Here is an 18,599-nt window from a genome sequence, read left to right as displayed (position 1 = left end):
ACGCCGCAAGGCAGCCGGTGTGCGACATGGGCGAGGGGAGACCGGCGTGAGCCGGCGTCACCCGGAACCCGCCTCGGCGGGAACCGGAGCGGGCCGTGAGGCCCACACCCATCCGGTGGTGTTCGTTGTTGACCGGCACCACCGGCCGCTACAACCGTGCACCCCGGCCCGTGCCCGGAAGCTGCTCGCCTCCGGCCGTGCGGTGGTGCACCGGCACACCCCGTTCGTGATCCGACTCAAGGACCGTGAGGTCGCCGACTCGCAGGTGGACGGGGTTGAGCTCGGCATCGACCCGGGTTCGAAGTTCACCGGTATCGCCGTCTTCCGCGCCGACAACACGGTGCGGACCGGCCTGTTTGCGGTCGAGGTCCGCCATCGGGGCGGGCAGATCCGTGACAAGCTGACCGCCCGCGCCGTATTCCGGCGTGGCCGCCGGTCACGGAACCTGCGCTACCGGGCACCCCGCTTCCTGAACCGCCGCAAGCCGGACGGGTGGTTGGCGCCGTCGCTGCGGCACCGAGTCGACAACGTCATGTCCTGGGTCCAGCGGCTGTGTCGGTGGGCCCCCGTGACCGGCCTGCACGTGGAGCGGGTCGCGTTCGACACGCAACTGTTGCAGAACCCGGACATCGCCGGGGTCGAGTACCAGCACGGCACCCTGCACGGCTACGAGGTACGTGAGTATCTGCTGGCCAGGTGGGGACGCAAATGCGCCTACTGCGGCGCCACGGGGGTGCCGCTGAACATCGACCATATCGTGGCGCGCTCGCGGGGCGGCTCGGACCGGGTGTCGAACCTGACCCTGGCCTGCGTCCCGTGCAACTTGGCTAAGGGTGCCACCCCGGTCGATGTCTTCCTCGCGCACCGGCCCACTGTGTTGGCCCGGATCCGACGCCAAGCGAAACTGCCGCTGCGAGACGCCGCGGCCGTGTCGACAACCCGGCGGGCGCTGTGGCAAGCGCTGGCCGCCACCGGCCTGCCGGTTGAGGTCGGCACCGGCGGGCGCACCAGATGGAACCGGCACCAGACCAGCGCGCCGAAAACCCACACCCTCGACGCCCTACACGTCGGGATCCTCGCTGGCGTGCGGTCCTGCCCAGGGCAGGTGCTGGTCGCCGCCGCGACCGGACGCGGCTCGTACGCCCGCACCCGCTGCGACCGGCACGGATTCCCCAGGCTGCGGCTGCCAAGAAGCAAAACGGTACGCGCCTTCCAAACCGGCGACCTCGTGCGTGCTGTCGTGCCGGCCGGCAAGAACAAGGGCCGGCACGTTGGTCGGGTCGCTGTGCGAACCACCGGAAGCTTCAACATCCGCACCAGCCAGGCCCTTTTGCAGGGCATCCATCACCGGCACGTCCGGCTGCTGCAACGCGCTGACGGATGGGCCTACACGCGAGAGGAGGAGCGGCGTTTCCTCCCGGCCCTGAACGGCCGGGATTCCACGCCGCAACGCCGATGACCGGGCGCACGACGGTAGACGTACTGTCCTTGGAGGACTTCCACAAGCGGCTCGAGAGCCGGCTGAGCGAGGCCGAGTCGGTGTTGAAGAAGCTCAACACCGAGATGCAGTGCCGGCCGCCGGCGTTGGGCACCTTCACCGACGCGACCGACAACGCCCGTCGCTACTCCAAGACGTACACGAGCTACGTCGACCACGCCGAGCGGCTACGCCGAGCGATCGTGGCCGCCAAGGAGGCGACCCACAAGATCATGACCAACTACCGGACCGCCGAAGCGCGCAACGCGGCCGCCGCGGCCGACATCATCGCCGCGCTCTCCGGGCTGACCGAGGCGATGAAGCCGGCGAAGGGAGAGGATCCGCGTGTCTGAGTACACCCAGCGCTACGAGCACGTCAGCCACAAGGAGCTCTACCAGGGCGTCACCGCCGGCGACCCGAAGCAGGTCGACGGGCTCAGCGCGCAGTGGAGCTCGCTGAAGGACACCCTCGAGGGCCTCGGCCGGGACCTGAACGCCGATCTGGACGCGCTCGCCAAGACCTGGACGGGCGACGCCGCCCGGGAGTTCCACCAGCGGGTGGACCTGGTCGTGAAATACTCCGGCAACCTCGCCCACGGCATGACCGGGATCCGGCAGGCGCTCGACATGATGGCCACCGAACTGCGCACCGCCCAGACGAACGCGGAGAGCCCGGAGGAGACCGACGACAACGACAAGCTGCTCTCCGGCGCCGGCAAGGGCCTCCTGATGGGCGGGCTCCCGGGTGCGGTGATCGGCGGCATCGTCGGCCACCAGCAGGACAAGGCCGAGCAGGAGAAGGCGCACCAACGGATGGTGCAGGTCGTCGCCAACCTGGCCGAGGGATACGACTTCTCCGCCTACGGGCGAGTCGTCGCACCCGAACCGCCCGACCCCTGCCTGCCGGGCTACGGCGACCCGTCCAGCCCGACGCTGGGCAACGGCCCGTCGTCGGGTACGCCCTCGTCCGGGCCGACCTCCGGCACCTTCGCGCACACCCAGGGGCCCACCGCGACCACGTCCGGGGTCCAGCACACCGCTCCGAGCAGCGGCACGGTGGGCGGCGGCACGCCTGGGGGCCCGGGCACGGGCAACCCCGGCACCATCGGTTCCGTCGGCGTGGTCGACCCCGCGGGCACCTCGCTCGCCAGTGCCGGACCGCCGACGACCACCGGCCCGGCGCCCATCGGCATCGGCGGTGCCACCTCGACCGCGCCGCCCGGTGGTGGGGGCCTCTACGGGCCGGCGGCCGTGGTGGGCACCGGGTCGCTGGCCGGAGCGGGCACGCCGGCCTCCGGCCGGGCCGGCGGGATGATGGACAACCGTTCGGCGGCCGGCACCGGGCGGCTCGCCTCCGGCCGCGGCGTGGTGGAGTCGGAAAGCCGGTCCAACGGCGGTCGCGGCTCGAACGGGCGTTCCGCGATGGCGGGGCGCAACGGCGTGCTGGGCGGGCGCCGCCAGCCCGACGAGGACGAGTCGGATGAGCGGCTCACCTGGCTGACCGAGGACGAGATGGTCTGGGGCGACGGCCGGTCGGCGCCGCCGCCGGTGCTCGGCACCGACTGATCGCACGCTGACGGAGCGGCGCGGTGACCCTCACCGGAGGGCGTCGCGCCGTTCGCGTTCGCGTACCGGGGTATACCTAATGCGTATACCTACTGTGTATAGTCTCGCCTATGTCGATCGGGCACACCTTCCTCGGGCTGCTGGAATCCAGTCCCCGGCACGGATACGACCTCAAGCGGGCGTACGACGAACGCTTCGGGCACAGCCGGCCCCTGCATTTCGGCCAGGTCTACTCCACCCTGTCCCGGCTGCTCCGTAACGGCCTGGTCGAGGTGGACTCGGTCGAGCCCGGCGAGGGCCCCGAGCGCAAGCGGTACGCGATCACCGAGGCGGGGGTGACCGACGTCCAGCGCTGGCTGTCCCAGCCCGAGAAGCCCGAGCCCTATCTGCAGAGCATCCTCTACACCAAGGTAGTGCTCGCGCTGCTCACCGGCCGCCCCGCCGCCGACCTGCTGGACACCCAGCGGGCCGAGCACCTGCGGCTGATGCGCGACCTGACCCGGCGCAAGACCCGCGGCGACCTCGCCGACCAGCTCATCTGCGACCACGCCCTCTTCCACCTGGAGGCGGACCTGCGCTGGCTGGAGCTGACCGCGGCGCGCCTCGACGAGCTGGCGAAGGAGGTGCGCGGATGACCGGCGACGCCCTGCTGATCGGAGCGGACCTGCACAAGTCCTTCGGCCCGACCTCGGCGCTCGCCGGCGCCTCGGTGTCCGTACGCGCCGGCGAGGTGGTGGCGCTGATGGGCCCGTCCGGGTCGGGCAAGTCCACGTTGCTGCACTGTCTGGCCGGCATCCTGCGCCCGGACCAGGGCCGGGTGCACTACCGGGGCGTCGAGCTGACCGCGCTCTCCGATACGGCCCGCAGCGGGCTGCGCCGCCGGGAGTTCGGCTTCGTGTTCCAGTTCGGGCAGCTCGTACCCGAGCTGACCTGCCTGGAGAACGTCGCGCTGCCGCTGCGGCTGGAGCGCGTCCCGCGCCGGGAGGCGGAACGGCGGGCCACCGAGTGGCTGGACCGACTGGAGGTGACCGACGTCGCCGGCAAGCGCCCGGGGGAGATCTCCGGCGGTCAGGGCCAACGGGTCGCGGTGTCCCGCGCGCTGGTCACCGGCCCGAAGGTGGTGTTCGCCGACGAGCCCACCGGCGCCCTGGACTCGCTCAACGGCGAGCGGGTGATGCGCCTGCTCGCCGAGTCGGCCCGGGAGGCCGGGGCGGCCGTCCTGCTGGTGACCCACGAGCCGCGGGTGGCGGCGTACTCCGATCGGGAGGTGGTGGTCCGCGACGGCCGGGCCCGGAGCGTGGAGCAGGTGGCGTGACCATCGTGGAGATCCGACGGCCCGGCGGCCGGCTGCGGGCCGGGCTGGGCGACCTGGTGATGGGCGCACGGATGGCCTTCACCGGCGGGCGCGAGGGCTGGACGCGGACCCTGCTGACCGCCCTCGGCGTGGGCGTCGGCGTCGCGATGCTGATACTCGCGGCGGCGGTGCCCGGCGCCATCGACGCCCGCCACGACCGGACCGCGGCCCGGTTCGACAACGGCGGTGACGGGCCGCCGTTGTCGGCGGCGGCGAACACCCTGCAGCTCGTCCAGGTCGACACCGTCTTCCGGGGGCGCTTCGTGCGGGGGCGGATCGTCCACCCGGAGGGCCCGGACGCACCGGTGCCACCCGGACTGGCCGCCTTCCCCGGCGACGGCGAGGCGGCGGTCTCACCGGCGCTGCGCGCGCTGCTCGACTCGCCGGACGGACCGCTGCTCGAACCCCGCCTGGGCGGGGCCCGGGTCACCGGCACGATCAGTCCCGAAGGCCTGTCCGGCCCCCACGAGCTGGCCTTCTACGTCGGCCGCGACGCCATGCCGCCCCACGGTGTATTCCGTTTGGACCGCTTCGGCGAGGGCGGCGTGGGCGAAGAGTTCAACGCCGTGCTGTGGCTGCTCGTCGTGGTGGTCTTCGTGGTGCTGCTGCTGCCGGTCATGGTGTTCCTCGGGGCGGCCGTCCGCTTCGGCGGTGAGCAGCGAGACCGTCGACTCGCCGCGCTCCGGTTGCTCGGGGCCGACGCCGGCATGGTCCACCGGATCGCCGCCGGCGAGGCGGGCACCGGTGCCCTGCTCGGGCTCGCCGTCGGTGGGATGCTCTTCTTCGCCGGTCGCCAACTGGCGCCGCTGGTCTCGATGTATGACGTCAGCGTGTTTCCGGGCGACCTGCGCCCGGTGCCGTGGCTGGTGGCGCTGGTGGCGCTGGCCGTGCCGCTGCTCGCCGCCGGGGTGGCGCTGCTGGCCCTGCGCCGGGTGCTCGTCACGCCGCTGGGCGTCAGCCGACGGGCCAGCCCGGTCCGGCGCCGGCTCTGGTGGCGGTTGCTGCTGCCCCTCGCCGGGCTCGCCCTGCTCCAGCCGCTCACCGACGTCCGGACCGCCCGCTCCAACCTCACCCAGGCCCAGGTCGCGGCCGGCGCGGTGCTGCTGCTCGTCGGCGCGGTCACCCTGCTGCCCTGGCTGGTCGACGTGCTGGTAAGCCGGTTGCGCGGCGGCCCGCCGCCCTGGCAGCTCGCGGTACGGCGGCTCCAGCTGGACAGCGCCGCGTCGGCCCGGCTGGTCAGCGGGGTGGCGGTCGCCGTGGCCGGCACCATCGGGCTGCAGATGCTGGTGGCCGGCGTGCAGGACGAGTTCCGGCGGGCCACCGGCCAGGACCCGACCCGGGCCCAGGTTGCCGTCTGGCTGAACAACTTGCCGGAGCCCGGGAATGCCCTGGCGCAGGTCGCGGCCATCCCCGGCGTGACGCGCAGTATCGGCACCCTGTACCTGACGGCGACTCCCCTCACCAACCCCGCCACCGCCGGCGAGGACGGGTCGGAGGCCCCCGTGGCTCAGGTACTGGTCGGTGACTGCGCGGCGCTGGCCGAGCACGCCGATCTCGGTTCCTGCACCGATGGGGAGGTTTTCCTGACCTGGCGGGACGGTCCCCTCTCCGGTATCGGTCCCGGTGCGCCGCTGAGCCTCGGCGACGGATCCGTGACCTGGCGGGTGCCCACGAACACCCGGACCGTGCCGGTACGCAACAGCCCGATGGGAGGACAGCACGACGGGCTGTTGATTACCCCCGGGGCGATGCCGTCACTGCCCCGGTCCCAGGTCTCGGCCAACGCGTTGCTCAGCCTGGATCCCCAGGACCCGGATGCGCTGGAACGGGTCCGCGCCGAGGTCGCCCGGCTGGACCTGTTCGCCCCGGTGAACGCGCTGACTGGGGTGCGCGAGAGCTCGCAGTTCGCCAACGTCCGGCGCGGGTTGCTCGCCGGCGCGGTGGTCACCCTGGTGCTGATCGGGGTGAGCATGCTGGTCGGCATCCTGGAACAGCTCCGGGAGCGCCGCCGGCTGCTCGCGGCGCTGGTCGCCGTCGGGACGCCTCGGAGCACACTCGGTTGGTCGGTGCTCGGGCAGACCGGGGTGCCGGTGCTGGCCGGGCTGGTGCTCGCCGCCGGCATCGGGGTGGCGATGGGCGCGGCCCTGCTCGGGATGGTGGGCGCACCGGTGGTGGTGAGCTGGCCGGTGGTCGGCCTCGGCGTCGGGCTCGGCGCCGCGGTGGTGCTACTGGTGACCGTGGCAAGCCTGCCGGTGCTCTGGCGGCTGACCCGTCCGGACGGATTGCGGTTCGAATGACCCCCGGCGGCCCACCCGGTGGCTCGGGGCACCGGGTGGGCCGTCGATTCCTCGTCGGACTGACGGTCTGTCCACAGCACAGCGTGGGGCGGCTCACGTCTTCCGACACGCCCGTCGAGCTGCGGAAGGCGGATCTGCCGGATAGGTTGAATTGGTGCTTCCCGTAGCGTTCGCCCCGCCCCTTTGGGCGGCGACGCTGCGCACCCTTCGGGAGCGGGCCCGGGTGGCGGTGACCGCCCTGGTGCTCGTCGCGGGGCTCAACGGGCTGGCCGCCGCGCCCGCCACCGCCGATCTCGACACCGGGACGACCGTCCTCAGTGTCAGCGCGGCGGCCGCCGAGGTCACGCTGGCCGCGTCGGATGCGGAGACCACCGCTGGGCCGGTGCGCCCGGCACTCACCTCGCCGGCTCCCGGCGTACCGCCGCGCCAGGTCGACCACGACGTCGCGCCACCGCCCGCGGTCGCCGTCGTGCTTCCTGCCGCCGATCCCGGCCGGGAGCCGATCGCCCGTCGCGGCCCACCGCGCAGCTGAGCACGCCGGCCGCAGACGCGGCCTCCGGTGCATCCCTCGCCGACCCCATCGGGGTACGGCTCCGCGACGCCGTCGCGCCCCCCGTCGCGCTCACGGCGATCCGCCACCCGCCCAAGCGGGCCCAGATCTTAGTTCCGACCGTTCCACCACGAGGTGCTGGTGATGCTGACCGTCTTCTCCATCGTCCTGCCCGACGTTCCCCAGGCCGCCGGGATCTGGCTGGCCCTACTCACCGTGGCGGTGATCGTCGTCGCCGCCCTGATCGTCCGACCGGACCGGTTCCGGTCGGTGGTTAGCGACCGGATCAGCGAGGCAGCCATGCCGAGCAGCCTGGAGCTGGCCGAGGAGGCCCGCGAGGTGGCCCGCGAGCGGGCCCGGTACGCGCAGGAGGTCGAGGTGGCGGCAACCCGCGCGGCAGCCACCGCGGAGCGGCGGCGGGCCGAGTGGCTGGCCGCCCAGGAGGAGGTCGAGGAGGTGTGGCGGGCGTACGAGGCGGCCGAGGAGGACGTCCGCCGGCTGGCCGCCGCCGCCACGCTGCCCCTGCCGCGTACGGCCCGGACGCCCGCCGAGTACGCGGACCGCGAGCGCTGGCTGCACCGGGCCGCGCTGGACGCGCAGTGGCGCAAGGAGATCACGGTGGAGCAGCTCAGCGACATCCTCGGGCACCTGGGCTGGGACCCGCGCCGGCACCCGGTGGAGCAGGAACTGCTGCTTCGTCGGCTGATCCGGGACAACCTGCGCGCCCGGCAGCGCGCCGCCCGGGAGCGGGAGCAGGCCGCCTGGCAGGCCGCCGAGCTGGCCGCCGCCGCCGCACGGAGCCTGCGCGACGAGGCGTACGTGGCGACCTGCCCGGCACCCGAGCCGCAGTCGCCGTTGTCCATCGTGGACTTCGCTGCGGCGGAGGCCACAGGGGACCTGTCGGCCACCGGCCGGCACGCCGAGATCCCGTCGGTCGCCCGGGGCCGGGCGGCGGTCCCGGCGTACTGACGCCCGGCGGAGCCCGGTATTGGGCCGCCGGGGCGGTTTTCCCTGCGCCGTGCGAGTCGAGCGGCATGTCCGGTTCGACGGTGAGCAGGACCACCCGGACGGAATCGGGGCCCAGCACCGCTGGTTGCACTTCCGGTACGACCCGAGCGCCACTCCCGGTGCTGTGTCTCCCCGGAGGCGTCAACCCCCGAATGGAGCTTCGAGATGAACCAGATCTTCCGTAGGAGCATGCTCTCCGTCGCCGGTCTCGTCATGTCCGGTGGCGTCATCGCCGGCCCCGCCGTGGCCGCGCACGCCGCCCCGGCGGACGCCCAGCCGGCCACCTCGGCGCCCGGCGACAGCAGCGACCACCGCGCCAGCTACGAGTACCAGGCCCAGCCGAACTACTTCTACTGCGGCCCGGCCTCGACCCGGATCGCGCTGTCGGCCGGGGGCAAGCAGGTCAGCCAGGACGAGCTGGCCGGCAAGCTGGGCACCACGGTGAACGGCACCGACTCCGCCATCGACATCACCCGGGTGCTCAACGATTACACCGGTGGCAGGTACAAGACCACCGAGATCCGGGACAACGCGGCCAACCAGGGCCAGATCGAGCAGCTGCGGACCGACGTCAAGGCCGCGGTCGACCAGGGCCGGCCGGTCGTCGCCAACATCCGGGGCACCGCGCTGGACGTCGACGGCGTCGCGCACAGCTACTCGGGTCACTACCTGACAGTGGTGGAGTACAAGGACGACGGCAACACCGTACTGATCGCCGACCCGGCCAGCCCGGGCGCGCCGACGTACTGGATGAACGTGACCGCCCTGGCCAACTGGATCGCCAGCCGCGGTTACAGCTCCTGATCGAGCGACAACGAGGGCCGGTCTCCCCGAGCGGGGAGGCCGGCTCTTTCGCCGTACCGGCAGGCCGCGACTTGCCCGGCCGCCGGCGATAGCATGTGGGCCGTGCCGCGACCGGTGATCTTCGACCTCTTCCACACCCTCGTCGACGGGGCGAACTCCGAACGGGACCGGGTGGTCGGCGAGATGGCCATCATGGTGGGGGTGGTGCCGGAGGCGCTGGTCGCCGCGTACCACGCCACCTGGCGGGACCGGATGACCGAATGGGACGTCGCGGACACGGTCCGGATCCTGGCCGGGCGGCTCGGCGGGGCGCCGACCGAGGAGCAGGTGGCCCGGGCGGCCGCCCACCGCCGCGAGCTGGCCGCCCGGCTGCTGGACAGCGTCGCGCCGGAGACCCTCGCCGTGCTGGACGCGCTGCGCGCCGACGGCCACCCGCTCGGCCTGATCAGCAACGCCACCGCCGAGACCGCTGAGGCGTGGCCATCCAGCGGGCTGGCCCGTCGTTTCGACGTCGCGGTGTTCTCGTGCGAGGTCGGCCTGGCCAAGCCCGACCCGGCGATCTACCGGGCGGCAGCCGAGCGACTGGGGGTTGCTCCGAGCGACTGCGTCTTCGTCGGCGACGGCGCGGACGGCGAGCTGGCCGGTGCGGCGACGGTCGGCATGGCGGTGGTACGGACCATCGAGCACAACGACAGCGATCCCGCCTGGGACGGGCGGGCGCTCGCCACCCTCGGCGAGCTTCCTGCCCTGTTGCATCGGATCTGACCGGGCCGGGTCGGTCGACGCGGCGCGGTCAGCGGTTGCGGTTGCCCTGGTCGATCCGCTGCTGCGCCTCCTGCTCGCCCTTCTGGACCTCCTTGTCGTAACGGTCGCCGGTGCGCTGGTCGACCTCCTGGCCGGCCTTCTGGACACCCTGGTCGGCCTGCTGCGGATGCTGTTCGGCGAACTGCTCAGCCTTCTTCATGAAGTCGCTCATGCCGGATCTCCCTTCCTCACGCCTCCGCCTTCCCGGGCGCGGCGAGCACAAACGGCTCCATGATCGACGCGAGGATCAGGCCGGGTGGGGGGTGCGTAGGCGGGTGGTGAACCAGGTGCCGGCCTGGTCGGCCACCTGTTCGAGCGTGCCGGGCTCCTCGAAGAGGTGCGTGGCGCCGGGGACGATCCGCAGCTCGGCCACCTCGCCCAGCTCGGCCCGCGCCTGCTCGTTGAGCACGATCACTTCCTCGTCGAGGCCGCCGACCAGCAGCAGCGTCGGGGCGCGCACCTTCGACAGGGCGTTGCCGGCCAGGTCCGGTCGACCGCCCCGGGATACCACCGCGGCCACCCGGTCCGGTCTGGTGGCCGCCGCCACCAGGGCCGCCGCCGCACCGGTGCTGGCCCCGAAGAGACCGACCGGCAGCCGGCCCAGCGTCGGCTCCTCGCCCATCCAGTCGACGATGGCGGCCAGCCGCTCGGCGAGCATCCCGATGTCGAAGCGCAGTTCGGCGGTCCGGGCGTCCAGCACGTCCTCGTCGAGGGTGAGCAGGTCGACCAGCACGGTCGCCAGCGACCGTGCGTTGAGCTGGTGCGCGACGGCCACGTTGCGTGGGCTGTGCCGCGAGCTGCCGCTGCCGTGCGCGAAGAGGACCACGCCGGTCGCATCGGACGGCATGATCACGTCGGCGGTCAGCCCGCCCTCGACCACGGGAATTGTCACCTCACGCGTCTCCATGCCCCCGCATACCCCCACCCACCCTCACCTCACCTCCCCCAGCCCCGCCCGCGGGCTTGGGCGGCTGATCAACTCCGTGTGCGCGACGTTGTGGTATCCCGGGCCCTCGAACACCGCGATGTGCCGTACACGAAGTTGACCAACCCAAGCGGGGGCGGGTTGAGCCGCCGTTTGCCGTCGAGTCGATCGGGAAGGCGCGGGGTGACCCACGGACCGGCGCAGCCGCGCCCCGACGGATCGCGAGGATCGTCATGGCCCAGCAGCAGAACAGGTCCCGCAAGGAGAACGCCCAGCGGGAACGCCGCGAACAGGAGGCCGAGCGCTCCCGGGACTGGGCCGACGAAGCGGCGCAGGCACGGACCGCCGACGATCCGCGGGCGATGGCGCCCCGGGACGCCGAGGGCCGTCCGTCCAACGGCCGCCAGTTCTGACGTACGCACCTGACGGCCCGGCCCTGGAATCAGGACCGGGCCGGCTCGGCCGGTCGGCGTGCGGGGCGGTCGGCGTGCGGGGCCGGTCGGCGTGCGGCCGGCTCAGCCGGCGTTGTCCGGCAGGTGCATGAGGGGTGCCCGGCCCGGCGGCTGCTCCGGCTGCGGCCCGGACGGATCGGCCGGCGGCACCGGCACGGTGACCGGCTGGTCGCAGGTGATCCGGATCGGCTCGCCGTGGTGGCGCAGCTCCAGCACGGTGTCCGGCCCGCCGTGCCGCAACGAGTACGTCGTCTCGTGCGGCCGGACGTCGACCCGCAGGTGGATGGAACGCCACTGGAGTGAGAACTCCAGGCGGCTCAGCCGGCTGGACAGCCGTGGCGAGAAGGAGAGTATGCCCTCGTGGTCGCGCAGGCCGCCGAAGCCGGCGACCAGGGCGATCCAGGCGCCCGCCAGCGACGCCATGTGCACGCCGTCGCGGGTGTTGTCGTTCAGGTCGTGCAGGTCCATCAGCGCGGCCTCGCGCAGATAGCGGTGAGCCAGCTCGGGATGACCCACTTCGGCCGCCATCACCGCCTGGGTGCAGGCGGAGAGGGACGAGTCCCGGACGGTCCGCCGCTCGTAGTAGAGGAAGTTGCGCATCTTCTGCGGGCCGGTGAACGCGTCGCCCCGCCAGTGCATCGCCAGCACCAGGTCGGCCTGCTTGACGACCTGCTTGCGATAGAGGTCGAAGTACGGGTAGTGCAGCAACAGCGGGTACTTCTCCGGCGGGGTGCGCTCGAAGTCCCACTCCTGCAACCGGGTGAACCCGTCCACCTGCTGGTGCACCCCGAGGTCCTCGTCGTACGGGATGTGCATGGCGCGTGCGGCGTCCCGCCAGCCGGCCGCCTCCTCCTCGGTCACCCCGAGGTCGAGCGCCTGGTCCCGGAGGCGCATCGCGCACTCGGCGGCGGTCAGCAGGTTCCGCTGCGCCATCAGGTTGGTGTAGATGTTGTCGTTCTTGACCGCGGTGTACTCGTCCGGGCCGGTCACCCCGTCGATGTGGAACTGCCCGTCACGGTCGTGGTGGCCCAGTGACCGCCAGAGCCGGGCGGTCTCCACCAGCAGCTCCAGGCCGATCTCCCGCTCCAGCGTCTCGTCCTCGGTGGCGAGCAGATATCGCCGCAGCGCGTCGGCGATGTCGGCGGCGATGTGGAACGCGGCGGTGCCCGCCGGCCAGTACGCCGAGGACTCCGGGCCTTCGATGGTCCGCCACGGGAAGGAGGCGCCCCGGAGATTCAGGGTTTGGGCCCGGTCGTGCGCCTGCGGCAAGGTCGAGTGGCGCCAGTACAGGGCGTCCCGTACCGCGCTTGGCTGGGTGTAGGTGAGCACGGGCAGCACGAACATCTCGGTGTCCCAGAACGCGTGCCCGTCGTACCCCGGGCCGGTGAGCCCCTTGGCGGGGATCGGCCGGCGTTCGGCCCGGGCACCGGCCTGGAGCACGTGGAACAGCCCGAAGCGGACGGCCTGCTGCACCTCCGGGTCGCCCTCCACCCGGACGTCGGAGGCGTCCCAGAACTCGTCCAGGTACTCCCGCTGCGCCCGGCGCAGGCCCTCCCAGCCGTCGAGCCGGGCGGCGGCGAGGGCCGCGCCGACCTGGTCGCGCAGCGCCGGCAACGACCGCCGGCTGGACCAGCCGTACGCCAGGTACTTGACCACCCGCAGCGTCTGGCCCGGCTTGAGCACGCCGCCGATCGTGGTGCGGACCCAGTCCTCGTACCCCTCGGAGGAGATCGTGGTGCGCTCGGGGCCGTGCACCTCGTGCGCCATCGCGGCGGCGACCCGCAGACCGCTCACCTTGGTCCGGTGGATCAGCAGGCCGCCGTCGGCGGTGGTCAGCTCCTCCTCGGCCTGCAACGGCGACTCGAGCACGGCGGCGACCCGTGGGTCGCGGCTCTGCGGCGGCAGAGTCTCGTTGGCGACCAGCTCGGACTGGACGATCAGCCGCAGCGGCCCGTCGACCGGCTCGACCTCGTAGTTGATCACGGCGACCGGGCGCTGGGTGAACGACACCAGCCGGGTGCTGCGGACCTTCACCTCCCGGCCGGCCGGCGAGCGCCAGTGCAGCTCCCGATGCAGGGTGCCGGCCCGCAGGTCGAGGATCCGCTCGTGGGAGAGGATTTCGCCGTACCGGACGTCGAGCGGTTCGTCGTCGACGAGCAGCCGGATCAGCTTGCCGTTGGTGACGTTGACGATGGTCTGGCCGGACTCGGGAAAGCCGAAGCCGGCCTCCGCGTACGGCAGGGGCCGCAGCTCGTAGAAGGAGTTGAGGTAGGTGCCGGGCAGGCCGTACGGCTCGCCCTCGTCCAGGTTGCCGCGCAGCCCGACGTGCCCGTTGGACAGGGCGAAGACCGATTCGGACTGAGCCAGCACGTCCATGTCGAGCCGCGTCTCGCGGACATGCCAGGGCTCGACCGGATACGCCCGTTCCCGGATCATCGGGCCGGCTCCGTCATCAGTTCGGCCAGGTCGGTCACCACCACGTCGGCGCCGTGCGCGCGCAGGTCGTCGGCCTGGCCGACGCGGTCGACGCCCACCACATACCCGAAGCCGCCGGCCCGGCCCGCGTCCACCCCGGCGAGGGCGTCCTCGAAGACGGCGGCCTGCTCCGGCGCCACCCCGAGCAGCCGCGCGCCGGCGAGGAAGCCGTCCGGGTACGGTTTGCCGCGCAGCCCGCGCTCGTGGGCGAACACCCCGTCCACCCGGGCCTCCAGCAGCCGGTCCAGCCCGGCCGCCTCGATCACCGCCTTGGCGTTCGCGCTGGCCGAGACGACCGCCCGGCGGAGCCCGGCGCGGGCCACCGCCTCCAGGTAGTGCACCGAGCCCTCGTAGACCTCGACCCCGTCGGTGCGGAGCCGCCTGAGCAGGAACACGTTCTTGCGGTTGCCCACCCCGTTGATCGTGTCCGCCTCCGGCGGGTCGTCCGGCGCGCCTTCGGGAAGGCTGATCCCGCGGGAGGCCAGGAAGGAGCGCACCCCGTCGGCGCGCGGTTTTCCGTCCACGTACCGGTTGTAGTCCGGGCCGGGGTCGAACGGGCGGAACGACTCCCCGGTGGCCGCCGCGCGGCCGGCGAGGAACGCGTTGAAGGTCTCGGTCCAGGCGGCGTTGTGCACCTTGGCGGTCTGCGTCAGCACACCGTCCAGATCGAAGAGACAGGCAGTCACGTGAGCGGGTAGACCGAGCACGTTAAGACCCTATCCAGCGGATCGGCCGGGTAAACCCCGTTCGGGCATCAATGGTTCGGGCGGAGCGTCCAGGTCACCGTCATCACGGAGGTGGTGGTGCCGTCCTCGGTGCCGATTTCCACCTCGACCGGAAACTCCGGGCGCTGCCCGGCGTCCAGCTCGGCGACCACCTCGGTCGGGGTGCACCCCAGCCGAGCGGTGGCCAGCACCGGGCCGAGGGCGATCTTCTGGTACGCGATGGTCGCGGTCACGGCCAGCGGCACCGCCCGGTCGAGCACCTGCCCGAACGCGGCGAGCACCGCCGCTCCGGAGGCGGTCTCCCCGAGGGTGAACATGGCTCCGGCGTGCGGGCCGCCGACGTGGTTGCGATGCTCCGGGTTGTCGGGGAGCCGGACGACCGCCCGCACCCCGCCCTCGGCCTCCGGCGCGACCTCGACGAATTCGATATCGAGCGCACGGGCGAACGGCACGGCCGCCAGCAGACCGGCCGCCACCTGACGAGAGTCGATGGACATGTCGGAACGCTACTCCGCAGTAACTTCCCTCGGCAAGCCGCCCCGCTCAGCGCCAGCCGACGTCGATGCGGCCGCCGCGCTCGTCGAAGAAGTGCAGGGCATCCATGCGTACCTGGACGACCAGCGGCTGCCCCGCCGAGACCGCCGGGTACGGGGCCAGCCGGACTGCCAGCTCCGCCGGGCGGCGGTGGTGCCGGCCGGGGTCGGAAAGCACACTGGTCCGGCTCCCGCCGCCGGCCGGCGCGGGGATCGGAGACTCCACCGCCCGGCCGGCGAACCGCTGCACGACCTGGCCGAAGCGGCGCAGACCCCGCTGGCCGGGCACGACGTTCTCCACCGGGGTGCCCATCTCGTCCACCACGATCGCGGTGGCGCCGATGTCGAGGAAGGCCAGCGACTCGTGGCCGTGATGCTCCAGGTAGCGGATCCGTCCCTGGAGCAGGTGACCAGGAGCGTCCGGGGCGACGGGAGTGAGCGCCTCGGCCCGCATCCCGACCACGATCCGTTCGCCGTGGTAGTGCGCCACGGCGCGGCTGCGGATGTCGTCCCAGGGCAGGTAGAGCGTCTGTTCCCCGAGGTTGAGCGCCACATACCGGTCGAGGTGGACGTAGACCGACGCCTCCAGCAGGTTCATCCGGGGGCTGCCCAGGAACGCGGCGACGTAGAGGGTGGCCGGCCGGCCGTACACCTGGGTGGGGGTGCCGACATCCTGCAGCACGCCCTTGCGCATGATGGCAACCCGGTCGGCCATGGTCAGCGCCTCGGCCTGGTCGTGCGTGACGTAGATGGTGGTGACGCCCAGCTCGCGGGTCAGCCCGGAGATCTCGGCGCGCAGCTCCGCGCGGAGGCCGCTGTCCAGGTTGGAGAGGGGCTCGTCCATCAGGAACAGCCCGGGTCGGCGCACGATCGCCCGGCCCATCGCCACCCGCTGCCGCTGGCCGCCGGAAAGCTGGCTGGGCTTGCGGCCGAGCACGTCACCGATGCCGAGGGCGCCGGCCACACCCTGGATCCGCTCCCCGCGCGGGCCGGGCTCGATCCCGGCCAGCCGCAGCGGGAAGCCGATGTTGTCGCCGACGGTCATGTGCGGGTAGAGGGCGAAGTCCTGGAAGACCATGGCGATCCGCCGGTCCCGCGGAGGCAGGTCGTTGGCGACCTCGCCGTCGAGCATGACCGCGCCCGTGCTCGGGTCCTCCAGGCCGGCGACCATGCGCAGCACCGTCGACTTGCCGCAGCCGGAGGGGCCGAGCAGCACCATGAACTCGCCGTCGTCAACGTCCAGATTGATGGTGTCGACCGCGACTGTCCCGTCCGGGAACACCTTGGTGACATCCTTGAGCGCGACGGTGGTCACCGCCACCTCCTCAGCTCCTCGCTGAAACCCGGAGATGACTGTGACCAAAATCATCGAATGAGCACATCGGGTAAACGTGCCATGTTCGGCTCGTGACAGGCCTATTAAGCGGCACCGATCTTCAGGCCGACCCGTCGAGGAAGACCCGGCGGACCACCCGCTCGGCGGCATGGCCGTCGTCGAACGCGCAGAACCGGGCGCGGAACCGCTGCCGCGCCTGCTCGGCCCGCTCGGACCGGAGCGCGCCCGAACGGAACACGTCGAGCAGGGCAGGGAAGTCGAGGGCGAGCGCGCCCGGCGGCTCCGAGACCAGGTCGAAGTAGACGCCCCGGGTTACCCGGTACGCGTCCCAGTCCGGGGCGTAGACGACGATCGGCCGGTCCAGGACGGCGTAGTCGAACATGGCCGACGAGTAGTCGGTGACCAGCACGTCCGCGGCCAGGTACAGGTCCTCCACCGGCTCGTGGTCACTCACGTCCAGCACGCCGCCGGTGGCCGGGCCACGGGGACGGCGGTCCCGGTCGTGGAAGTAGTGGCTGCGTACCAGCACCCGGCCGGACGGGCCGAGCACCTCGCGCATCCGGTCCGGGTCGAACGGCGGCCGCCAGGCGGGCAGGTGCTCCCGGTGGGTGGGCGCGTACAGCACCACCGTCTCGTCGGGGCCGATGCCCAACTCCGCCCGGGCCTGGCGGCACTCATCCCGCGTGGCCAGCGCCAGCCGGTCGTTGCGCGGATAGCCGACTTCGAGCGTGGTGAACCTGGCCGGGTACGCCCGCTCCCACATCTGCGTCGAGAAGCTGTTCGAGGTGACGCTGTAGTCCCACCGGTCCACCCGGCGCAGCAGCCGGGCGAAGTCCATCCCGACCGCGCCCAGCGGATACCGCTGCTGGTCCAAGCCCATCACCTTGACCGGTGTGCCGTGGTGGGTCTGCAGGTGCACCGAGCCCGCCCGCTTGCGGACGTGGTCCGGAAAGTTGACGTTGTTGATTAGCCAGCGGGCCCGGGCCAACACCCGGTAGTAGTCCCGGGTGCCGGCGACCACGTACTCGACGCCGGGCGGGAGGCTGGCGACCCGGTCCGGCCGGACGATCCACACCCCGCGTACATGGGGCGCCAGCCGGCGGGCGGCGGCGTAGATCGCGGCCGGGTTGCAGGCGTACCCCCGGTACCAGTACGCGGCGTAGACGGCGAGGCTCGGGTCGATGGGCCGGCGCAGCTCGGCCCGGTAGTACTCGCCCAGCAGGCCGTCCCGCGCCCCCTGGGCGGCCCGCCGGACCACCGGCAACACCCGACGCCGGACCCGGCGGACCGAGCGTCGGGCGTGCGCCTCGGCCTGATGGGCCGCCCGGAGGGCGCTGAACGTCCGCCACGACCCGGCCGCCACCAGCTGGTGCTTCACCCCGTGCAGCCCGGGTGGCACCGGGTAGCCCTCCGGCGGCAGGAAGCGGACGTAGTCGTCGTGCATCTGGGCGAAGAACGCCGGACGCAGCTCGGGGGCGATCCGCTCGCCGTTGCCGAGCACGGTCAGGTAGTGCCAGATCATCCGCTCGAAGATCCCGGGGCGGAGCGCGGTCACCTCCGGCCCCCACCGGTCCATCAGCCGGAACACCCGGTGCCACTGGGCGAACACCTCGAAGTGCCGGTCCCCCCGGGTACGGGTGATCGCCCCGTTCCGGCGTTGCCGGTAGTTCAGGCAGATCCGGTCCAGCACGCCGATCCGCTCGGCGGCCATCAGCACGGGGTAGCTGAACGAGACGTCCTCGTACCAGCCCGGCTCGAAGCGCAGCCCCCGCTCGATCAGGAACTCCCGCCGGACCACCCGGTTCCAGGCGGTGTGCAGCAGCCGCATGGCCTCCGGCCGGTCCCGCAGCCGGAACGTCTCCTCGCCGGGCGACTCCGGGAACACCTCGGGCATGGCGCTGCGGGTGCCCACGTTGTTCCAGTACGCCCGGACGTGGTCGACAATCAGCACGTCCGGCCGGGTGGCCATGAGCCGGTTCGCCACGTGCGGCAGGCAGCCGGGGACCAGCCAGTCGTCGCCGTCAACGAACCAGACCCACTCGCCGGCGGCCCGGTCCAGCCCGATGTTGCGGGCCGGACCGAGCCCAACGTTCTCGGCCGGCCGGACCGGGCGGACCCGGGGATCACGGTCCGCGTACTCGGCCAGGATCTCGCCGCTGCCGTCCGGGGAGGCGTCGTCGATCCCGATGACCTCCAGGTCGCCGTACGGCTGGATGAGGATCGAGTCGAGACACTCCCGCAGGTACCCCTGCACCTGAAAGGCCGGTACGACGAAGCTGATCAGGGTCATCCC

At 72.5% G+C, this 18,599-nt stretch carries 18 protein-coding genes; 11 read left to right on the top strand and 7 right to left on the bottom strand.

The window, feature by feature from the left end:
• Positions 1 to 46: 46 nt before the first annotated feature.
• The 10 genes from iscB (at position 47) to ACNAW0_RS14860 (ending at position 9,821) form a co-directional block, all read left to right on the top strand.
• Complete coding sequence (gene iscB, locus ACNAW0_RS14905) at positions 47 to 1,459, top strand: RNA-guided endonuclease IscB (protein ID WP_416288441.1); 1,413 nt, start codon at positions 47 to 49, stop codon at positions 1,457 to 1,459.
• Positions 1,456 to 1,830 (top strand): hypothetical protein, encoded by a 375-nt coding sequence (locus ACNAW0_RS14900; protein ID WP_416288440.1) that lies wholly within the window; start codon positions 1,456 to 1,458, stop codon positions 1,828 to 1,830. The genes iscB and ACNAW0_RS14900 overlap by 4 nt, the downstream gene beginning before the upstream one ends.
• Positions 1,823 to 3,043: a WXG100 family type VII secretion target gene (locus tag ACNAW0_RS14895; RefSeq protein WP_416288439.1), complete on the top strand. Its 1,221-nt coding sequence runs from the start codon at positions 1,823 to 1,825 to the stop codon at positions 3,041 to 3,043. The genes ACNAW0_RS14900 and ACNAW0_RS14895 overlap by 8 nt, the downstream gene beginning before the upstream one ends.
• Positions 3,044 to 3,153: 110 nt before the next feature.
• Positions 3,154 to 3,678, top strand: coding sequence for a PadR family transcriptional regulator (locus ACNAW0_RS14890; RefSeq protein WP_416288438.1), 525 nt, complete (start codon positions 3,154 to 3,156; stop codon positions 3,676 to 3,678).
• Positions 3,675 to 4,358 (top strand): ABC transporter ATP-binding protein, encoded by a 684-nt coding sequence (locus ACNAW0_RS14885; protein WP_416288437.1) that lies wholly within the window; start codon positions 3,675 to 3,677, stop codon positions 4,356 to 4,358. The genes ACNAW0_RS14890 and ACNAW0_RS14885 overlap by 4 nt, the downstream gene beginning before the upstream one ends.
• Positions 4,355 to 6,694, top strand: coding sequence for an FtsX-like permease family protein (locus ACNAW0_RS14880; protein ID WP_416288436.1), 2,340 nt, complete (start codon positions 4,355 to 4,357; stop codon positions 6,692 to 6,694). Before ACNAW0_RS14885 ends, ACNAW0_RS14880 begins: the two co-directional genes overlap by 4 nt.
• Before the next feature lie 154 nt (positions 6,695 to 6,848).
• Complete coding sequence (locus tag ACNAW0_RS14875; protein WP_416288435.1) at positions 6,849 to 7,226, top strand: hypothetical protein; 378 nt, start codon at positions 6,849 to 6,851, stop codon at positions 7,224 to 7,226.
• 162 nt (positions 7,227 to 7,388) lie between these two features.
• Positions 7,389 to 8,213 carry a hypothetical protein gene (locus ACNAW0_RS14870; protein WP_416288434.1) on the top strand — a complete coding sequence of 275 codons (825 nt, stop codon included), beginning with the start codon at positions 7,389 to 7,391 and terminating at the stop codon, positions 8,211 to 8,213.
• A gap of 204 nt (positions 8,214 to 8,417) precedes the next feature.
• Entirely contained in the window at positions 8,418 to 9,056 is a 639-nt protein-coding gene (locus ACNAW0_RS14865; protein WP_416288433.1) for a C39 family peptidase, read from the top strand.
• Between the two features lie 102 nt (positions 9,057 to 9,158).
• Entirely contained in the window at positions 9,159 to 9,821 is a 663-nt protein-coding gene (locus ACNAW0_RS14860) for an HAD family hydrolase (RefSeq protein ID WP_416288432.1), read from the top strand.
• Positions 9,822 to 9,849: 28 nt separating this feature from the next.
• Here the strand turns inward: ACNAW0_RS14860 and ACNAW0_RS14855 are convergent, their stop codons facing one another.
• Both ACNAW0_RS14855 and ACNAW0_RS14850 read right to left on the bottom strand, forming a co-directional pair.
• Entirely contained in the window at positions 9,850 to 10,032 is a 183-nt protein-coding gene (locus ACNAW0_RS14855; RefSeq protein ID WP_416288431.1) for an antitoxin, read from the bottom strand.
• Between the two features lie 75 nt (positions 10,033 to 10,107).
• Entirely contained in the window at positions 10,108 to 10,767 is a 660-nt protein-coding gene (locus ACNAW0_RS14850) for a dienelactone hydrolase family protein (protein WP_416288430.1), read from the bottom strand.
• 251 nt (positions 10,768 to 11,018) lie between these two features.
• Here ACNAW0_RS14850 and ACNAW0_RS14845 point away from each other — a divergent pair, with 251 nt between their 5' ends.
• Positions 11,019 to 11,198, top strand: coding sequence for a hypothetical protein (locus ACNAW0_RS14845; protein WP_416288429.1), 180 nt, complete (start codon positions 11,019 to 11,021; stop codon positions 11,196 to 11,198).
• Positions 11,199 to 11,300: 102 nt separating this feature from the next.
• Here the strand turns inward: ACNAW0_RS14845 and ACNAW0_RS14840 are convergent, their stop codons facing one another.
• The 5 genes from ACNAW0_RS14840 to ACNAW0_RS14820 form a co-directional block, all read right to left on the bottom strand.
• On the bottom strand, positions 11,301 to 13,673 hold the full coding sequence (locus ACNAW0_RS14840) for a glycoside hydrolase family 65 protein (protein WP_416288428.1): 2,373 nt from the start codon (positions 13,671 to 13,673) through the stop codon (positions 11,301 to 11,303).
• The gene (locus tag ACNAW0_RS14835; protein WP_416288427.1) at positions 13,670 to 14,419 is read right to left on the bottom strand and encodes an HAD family hydrolase; all 750 of its coding nucleotides are present in this window, start codon (positions 14,417 to 14,419) and stop codon (positions 13,670 to 13,672) included. The genes ACNAW0_RS14840 and ACNAW0_RS14835 overlap by 4 nt, the downstream gene beginning before the upstream one ends.
• 47 nt (positions 14,420 to 14,466) lie before the next feature.
• The gene (locus ACNAW0_RS14830) at positions 14,467 to 14,934 is read right to left on the bottom strand and encodes a DUF4442 domain-containing protein (RefSeq protein ID WP_416288426.1); all 468 of its coding nucleotides are present in this window, start codon (positions 14,932 to 14,934) and stop codon (positions 14,467 to 14,469) included.
• 46 nt (positions 14,935 to 14,980) lie between these two features.
• Positions 14,981 to 16,285, bottom strand: coding sequence for an ABC transporter ATP-binding protein (locus ACNAW0_RS14825; RefSeq protein WP_416288425.1), 1,305 nt, complete (start codon positions 16,283 to 16,285; stop codon positions 14,981 to 14,983).
• 121 nt (positions 16,286 to 16,406) lie between these two features.
• Complete coding sequence (locus ACNAW0_RS14820; protein ID WP_416288424.1) at positions 16,407 to 18,596, bottom strand: bifunctional glycosyltransferase/CDP-glycerol:glycerophosphate glycerophosphotransferase; 2,190 nt, start codon at positions 18,594 to 18,596, stop codon at positions 16,407 to 16,409.
• Between the last annotated feature and the right edge of the window lie 3 nt (positions 18,597 to 18,599).

Origin of the sequence: Micromonospora sp. SL1-18, assembly GCF_047921505.1 — a bacterium.
In the GTDB taxonomy this organism is placed as follows: Bacteria; Actinomycetota; Actinomycetes; order Mycobacteriales; family Micromonosporaceae; genus Micromonospora.
This window is presented reverse-complemented; position numbering and strand designations above follow the sequence as displayed.

What these genes read in the sequence shown, in the direction of transcription:
- ACNAW0_RS14820 (WP_416288424.1), bottom strand. Translation starts at nt 18,596, where the DNA reads ATGACCCTGATCAGCTTCGTCGTACCGGCCTTTCAGGTGCAGGGGTAC.
- ACNAW0_RS14840 (WP_416288428.1), bottom strand. Translation starts at nt 13,673, where the DNA reads ATGATCCGGGAACGGGCGTATCCGGTCGAGCCCTGGCATGTCCGCGAG.
- ACNAW0_RS14870 (WP_416288434.1), top strand. Translation starts at nt 7,389, where the DNA reads ATGCTGACCGTCTTCTCCATCGTCCTGCCCGACGTTCCCCAGGCCGCC.
- ACNAW0_RS14850 (WP_416288430.1), bottom strand. Translation starts at nt 10,767, where the DNA reads ATGGAGACGCGTGAGGTGACAATTCCCGTGGTCGAGGGCGGGCTGACC.
- ACNAW0_RS14890 (WP_416288438.1), top strand. Translation starts at nt 3,154, where the DNA reads ATGTCGATCGGGCACACCTTCCTCGGGCTGCTGGAATCCAGTCCCCGG.
- ACNAW0_RS14855 (WP_416288431.1), bottom strand. Translation starts at nt 10,032, where the DNA reads ATGAGCGACTTCATGAAGAAGGCTGAGCAGTTCGCCGAACAGCATCCG.
- ACNAW0_RS14830 (WP_416288426.1), bottom strand. Translation starts at nt 14,934, where the DNA reads ATGTCCATCGACTCTCGTCAGGTGGCGGCCGGTCTGCTGGCGGCCGTG.
- ACNAW0_RS14865 (WP_416288433.1), top strand. Translation starts at nt 8,418, where the DNA reads ATGAACCAGATCTTCCGTAGGAGCATGCTCTCCGTCGCCGGTCTCGTC.
- ACNAW0_RS14845 (WP_416288429.1), top strand. Translation starts at nt 11,019, where the DNA reads ATGGCCCAGCAGCAGAACAGGTCCCGCAAGGAGAACGCCCAGCGGGAA.
- ACNAW0_RS14885 (WP_416288437.1), top strand. Translation starts at nt 3,675, where the DNA reads ATGACCGGCGACGCCCTGCTGATCGGAGCGGACCTGCACAAGTCCTTC.
- ACNAW0_RS14900 (WP_416288440.1), top strand. Translation starts at nt 1,456, where the DNA reads ATGACCGGGCGCACGACGGTAGACGTACTGTCCTTGGAGGACTTCCAC.